This window comes from Rhizobium sp. P1_E6, from assembly GCF_056405875.1.
Window position 1 is genome coordinate 1 of sequence record NZ_JBFUBG010000233.1, and the last position, 2167, is coordinate 2167.

The 2167-nt window shown below is 57.1% G+C and carries 1 protein-coding gene; it reads left to right on the forward strand.

All coding sequences use genetic code 11. From position 1 onward, the window contains the following. Positions 1-443: 443 nt before the first annotated feature. Positions 444-2167 (forward strand): biosynthetic-type acetolactate synthase large subunit (gene ilvB / locus AC1D35_RS35685; protein ID WP_477942689.1); only part of this gene is annotated, 1724 nt, incomplete at its 3' end.

Consider the following 2167-nt stretch of genomic DNA (forward strand, 5'->3'; position numbering starts at 1 on the left):
GTCATGTGCATTCACTCCCCAAAAAATGAAATTCGACTGATCTAAGCGCTCAAGCAGACAAACTGCAGTGGGGGCGAAGCAATGCATCGACATCATCGAAGCTCCGCCGTTGGGCACCGGGAAGCTGCCTAGAGGTTTTATTTTGAGCGGTAAACTATTGAATCGATTAGCACAGTTCGTAAAAATTCCTGGCGGCAGGAAGGGTACGATCAGATCAAATCTCGTTCAGCCCAAAAGCCAAATTCGAACCAAGGCGACGATGCACAGGTGAGAGCATCGAGCGTCAACATGGATTTCAACGCCGCAGCATTTAAATCCGTGGGACCGGTGTTCCTCAAAATTGTCTGCGGCAAAGTCACYGGCTCGGGAAGCACTTCGGCAGAAGATGCGTCCGTCGTCATGCTATCAAAAGCCGACCCATCGCGGTCAGGTCAAGAGGCAGGATGATGAAAAAAGCGCCGGAAAACAAAGACGAACGTCAACAGCTGTCCGGAGCGGAAATTCTCATTCGTGCCCTCAAAGCAAATGGTGTCCGAACCGTTTTCGGTTACCCGGGCGGGGCAGTTCTCGCCATCTATGACGAACTCTTCCAGCAGTCCGAAATCGAGCATATCCTGGTTCGTCACGAACAGCATGCGGGACATGCCGCCGAAGGTTACGCCCGGGCAAGCGGGAAAGCCGGGGTCGTTCTGGTAACTTCCGGACCCGGCATCACCAACATGGTCACCCCCCTTCAGGACGCGCTGATGGATTCGATCCCGTTGGTCAGTATCTGCGGGCAAGTTCCAACGTCCCTCATCGGGACCGACGCCTTCCAGGAATGCGACGCGGTCGGGATCACCCGTCCGTGCACGAAGCACAGCTACATCGTGACCGACGTCACAGCTCTGGCCGAAACCGTCGATCTGGCCTTCAGGGTAGCAACCTCGGGCCGGCCGGGTCCCGTATTGATCTGTATTCCGAAAGACGTTCAACTGGCCGAATGCACCTACGATGATCCGCTACCCCGGGCGCGACATGCGACTGCACCGGCCGGCCTATTTGATCCTTCGGGCATTCGGCGAGCTACCGATCTTATCGCGAACGCGAGACGCGGTCTGATCTATACGGGCGGAGGCGTCTTGGCGTCGGGGCCAAAGGCTTCAGAGGCTCTGCGACAGCTCGCGGATATGACGGGTTTCCCCGTGACCTCGACCCTGATGGGCCTCGGCGCATTTCCGGCCGGGCATTCGTCCTGGCTCGGCATGCCTGGATTGCATGGCACCTACGAGGCGAACATGGCGATGCACGACTGCGACGTCATGCTCTGTGTGGGCGCGCGCTTCGATGATCGCGTCACGGGCCGGCTCGACCGGTTTTCACCTGGTTCGAAAAAAATCCACATCGACATTGATCCGTCATCGATCAACAAGAACGTCGCCGCTGATGTCGCATTGTGCGGAGACGCTGGCGCAGGGCTGACATTGCTCGTCGAGGAACTGAGGTCACGGAGACATCAGACGAAATCGCAGCTCTTGAGCGACTGGTGGGACGCCATCGCCGGGTGGAGAGACAAGCTATGCCTCGCATACGAACCGGGTGACGGGGTGATCATGCCACAGTTCGCGATCGAGCGTCTTTGGCACCATATTAGGGACCGAGACCCCTATGTTACGACCGAGGTCGGACAACATCAGATGTGGGCGGCTCAATATTGCCGCTTCGACAATCCGAACCGCTTCATTTCCTCCGGAGGTCTCGGAACGATGGGATTCGGCCTGCCGGCAGCGATCGGCGCTCAACTGGCACGGCCGGACAACCTCGTGGTCGATATAGCGGGAGATGCGTCGATCCAGATGAACCTGAAAGAGCTTCCAACGGCCCTTCAGTACAGATTGCCGGTCAAGGTCTTCATATTGAATAATCGTCATCTCGGTATGGTTCGCCAGCTCCAGCAGCATCTCCACAATGGACGCAAGTCTCATAGCTATTCCGACGCATTGCCGGATTTTACCCGATTGGCCGAAGCGTATGGTGCCCGCGGGATTAGATGTCGCCACCCAGGTGAACTCGATCACGCGATCATGGAAATGCTGGCCTTCGATGGCCCGGCTGTCCTGGACTGCGAGGTCGCAGAGCTCGAGAGTTGTTATCCGATGATCAAAGCCGGATCGGGCCACAATGAAAT